This window comes from Azohydromonas lata (assembly GCF_034427735.1).
Taxonomy (GTDB): Bacteria; Pseudomonadota; Gammaproteobacteria; order Burkholderiales; family Burkholderiaceae_C; genus Azohydromonas; species Azohydromonas lata.
In genome coordinates this window covers 1-3,098 of record NZ_JAXOJX010000155.1, presented here as the reverse complement: position 1 = coordinate 3,098, position 3,098 = coordinate 1, and the positions used below count along the sequence as shown (strand labels likewise).

Here is a 3,098-nt window from a genome sequence, read left to right as displayed (position 1 = left end):
GTGAGCGTCCAGCCGCTCCATCTTGAATGGCGCGAAAGTGCTCGTGACGATGGTGCCCACCAATTCCGAACAGGTGGGCACCTATGCAACCCAAATCCCAGAGGCGTGTACATGGCGCCGAGTTCAAGGCACAGGTCCTGGCCGAGTGCGAGCAGCCCGGCGCATCCGTGGCGGCCATCGCGCTGGCCCACGGGCTGAACGTCAATCTCCTGCGCAAGTGGCTGGTTGGTCGTGGCATCAAGCGTACTGGGCTGCCCGCGCCGAGGACCACTGCGACCCGCGCACTGCCCGCCGCCGGTGAGCTGGCCGCTGCAGCGGTGCAGTTCATCCCTGTCGAGTTCGAGTCTGCAGCCCCTGCCGCCGACGAAGCCACGACACGCAGTACCTCGGACATCCACGTCGAGCTTACCCGCGGCGGCACGCTGCTGTGTGTGCGCTGGCCGGCAACGCATGCCGCATCGTGCGCCGTCTGGCTGCAGGAACTGGCCGCCACGGCCCTCAAGGAATGATCCGCATCGACGCACTGTGGCTGTGCAGCCAACCACAGGACATGCGCGCCGGCGCTGACCGGCTGCTGGCGGTTGTCGTCAACACGCTCGGCGAGGCCCAGGCGCACCATGGCTACGTCTTCGCCAATGCACCGGCCAGCAGGCTGAAGCTGCTCGTTCACGACGGCTTCGGCGTGTGGTGTGCCACGCGTCGGCTGCACACCGGCCGCTTCGTCTGGCACACCCGCGAGCCGGGCTCGGCGGCGCCGGCCTTGCAGCTCAGCGCCCAGCAGTTCGAGGCGCTGACGCTCGGACTGCCCTGGCAGCGCCTGGGTGAGCTCAGCACCATCCGACGCTGCTGATCGGTTGACGCGGGTGTTGATAGCGCAAGTGCCAATGGCACTGCGCTGCTTGAAGCGGCACCATGCTGCGCATGCCCGATGAAGTCGCCGCCATCGATCTGACGAGCCTGCCGACCGAGGTGGCCGCGTTGATCGCACGGTTGCAGCAGCAGGCCCAGGCGCATGCCCAGGAGCTGGCCCACCGCGACAGCGAGATCGCCTGGCGGGATGTGAGGATCGACAAGCTCAACTTCGAGCTCGCACGGCTGCGCCGCTGGAAGTTCGATGCCAGGACCGAGGCGATGACGGCATCGCAGCGGCTGTTGTTCGCCGAGACCATGGTCGAGGACGAGGCCAGCCTGAAGGCGAAGCTGGCCGAACTGCAGCGCGGGCTGCCCGAGGCACCCAGGACAGCGAAGGCGCCGCCGCGCAAGCCGCGCCGCGAGAAGCTGCCCGAGCATCTGGAGCGCGTCGAGCACCGCCACGAGCCCGAGAGCACCAACTGCCCCAACCCGGAATGCGGCCAGCCCATGCAACGCATCGGCGAGGACGTGAGCGAGAAGCTCGACATCATCCCGGCCAGGTTCTTCGTGCACCGGCACATCTACGGCAAGTGGGCCTGCAAGTGCTGCCAGGAGATCCACCAGGAGCCGGCCGAGCCAGACGTGGTGGACGGCGGCATCCCGGCCAGCGGACTGGTGGCGCACACGCTGATTGGCCGCTTCGTCGACCACCTGCCGTACTACCGGCAGGAGCCCATCAACGCGCGCTCGGGCGTGCACACACCGCGCTCCACGCTGGCCGCCTGGGGCGGCGCCGGCGGCGCGGCGCTGGAGCCCTTGTACGAGTTGCAGCGGCGCTTCATCCTGGGCTGCCGGGTGCTGCATGCCGACGAAACACCGGTGCCGCTGCTGGACCCGGGCGCAGGCAAGACGAAGAAGGCCTACGTCTGGGCCTGGGCGCGCAGCCACCATGACGCGCATCCGGGCGTGATCTACGAGTTCTGCCTGGGCAGAGGGTCGCAGTACCCGGTGGCCTTCCTCGGCGGCAAGGGGCCGCCGGCACCTGAGCCGGCGTGGAGCGGCACCTTGATCACCGACCAGTACGCGGCCTACAACGCCGTGCTGGACGCCAAGCTCTACCCGCAACGCAAGTCGGCGGCGTGTGCCGCGCATGCGCGGCGGCGCTTCGAGGAACTCAGCCGCGGCGGCAGCAGTGCCAGCGCGGTGGCCACCGAGGCGCTGCGGCGCTGGGCTCGGATCTACCATGCCGAGGCGGCCTTCGCCGACATGAGCCAGGACGAGCGCCGGCAGGCACGGCAGGCGCTGAGCAAGCCGCTGTGGGACGAGTTCGAGGTCTGGCTCAAGCTGCAGCGCACGCAGGTGCTCGACGGGGGCAAGATCGCAGGGGCGATCGACTACAGCCTCAACGCCTGGAAGGCACTGACGCTGCATCTGGACGATGGCGCGGTAGCGGTGGACAACAACTTGATCGAGCGCCAAGTCAAGCCCTGGAAGATCGGCGCGAAAAACTGGCTGTTCGCCGGTAGTGCGCTGGCCGGACAACGCGCGGCGGTGGTGATGAGCCTGGTGCAGTCGGCACGGCTCAATGGGCTGGACCCATGGGCCTACCTTCGCGACGTGCTCTCGCGCATCCACTCGCACCCGAGCCACCGGCTCGATGAACTGCTGCCGCACCGTTGGCGCTCAGGCTGAAGACGATGGGCGTGATCACGCAGTCGGTGATGGTCCAGGCCGACATCGACGTCAGGCGCATGGGCCAGGCACAGAAGGTCAGCCTGGCCGACGAAATCTTCGCCAAGCAGCCCAACATGCTCGCCTCGATCCTGGTGCTGCCTCGCATGGGGGTCGGCATGGTGCAGTTGGAGGTGCCACTGCACATCCTGCTGGTCACGTTCCAGGCGATGAAGCTCAGCGGCCACCAGTGGCCGGTGATCACCGAGGCCGTGCAGGAGACGTGCATGCAGCGCTTGACGGCGCGTGCACGCTTCAACGAGGGCTTGCCGGGCGAGCTGGCGACCAAGGTCGTCCAGCAGTTCTGCGACGAGCATCCCGAGCGCTACCTGCTCGCCTTCGTCTACGGCTACCTCGGCGACCACGACCTGCTGGCCGTGCGCACCGACGAAGAGAAATCCTTGCTGCTGGCCGCCCTCAACCTCGTGGAGTGCGTAGCCTTCGTGGGATCCGCGACAGCATCTTGATGATCGCGGGCGCGAGCCCTGTTCAAGATGGGACGGCTGGACGCTCAC

General features: G+C 67.9%; 4 protein-coding genes. All 4 read left to right on the top strand.

Annotated elements, in window-relative coordinates:
• Positions 1-83: 83 nt before the first annotated feature.
• The 4 genes from SM757_RS34665 to SM757_RS34650 all read left to right on the top strand — a co-directional run bounded on the left by SM757_RS34665 (position 84) and on the right by SM757_RS34650 (position 3,050).
• The gene (locus SM757_RS34665; protein WP_322468819.1) at positions 84-509 is read left to right on the top strand and encodes a transposase; all 426 of its coding nucleotides are present in this window, start codon (positions 84-86) and stop codon (positions 507-509) included.
• Positions 506-850: an IS66 family insertion sequence element accessory protein TnpB gene (gene tnpB, locus SM757_RS34660; protein ID WP_322468818.1), complete on the top strand. Its 345-nt coding sequence runs from the start codon at positions 506-508 to the stop codon at positions 848-850. Before SM757_RS34665 ends, tnpB begins: the two co-directional genes overlap by 4 nt.
• A gap of 62 nt (positions 851-912) precedes the next feature.
• The gene (gene tnpC / locus SM757_RS34655; RefSeq protein WP_322468817.1) at positions 913-2,544 is read left to right on the top strand and encodes an IS66 family transposase; all 1,632 of its coding nucleotides are present in this window, start codon (positions 913-915) and stop codon (positions 2,542-2,544) included.
• A 5-nt stretch (positions 2,545-2,549) separates the two neighbouring features.
• Entirely contained in the window at positions 2,550-3,050 is a 501-nt protein-coding gene (locus SM757_RS34650) for a hypothetical protein (protein ID WP_322468816.1), read from the top strand.
• The last annotated feature ends 48 nt before the right edge of the window (positions 3,051-3,098 follow it).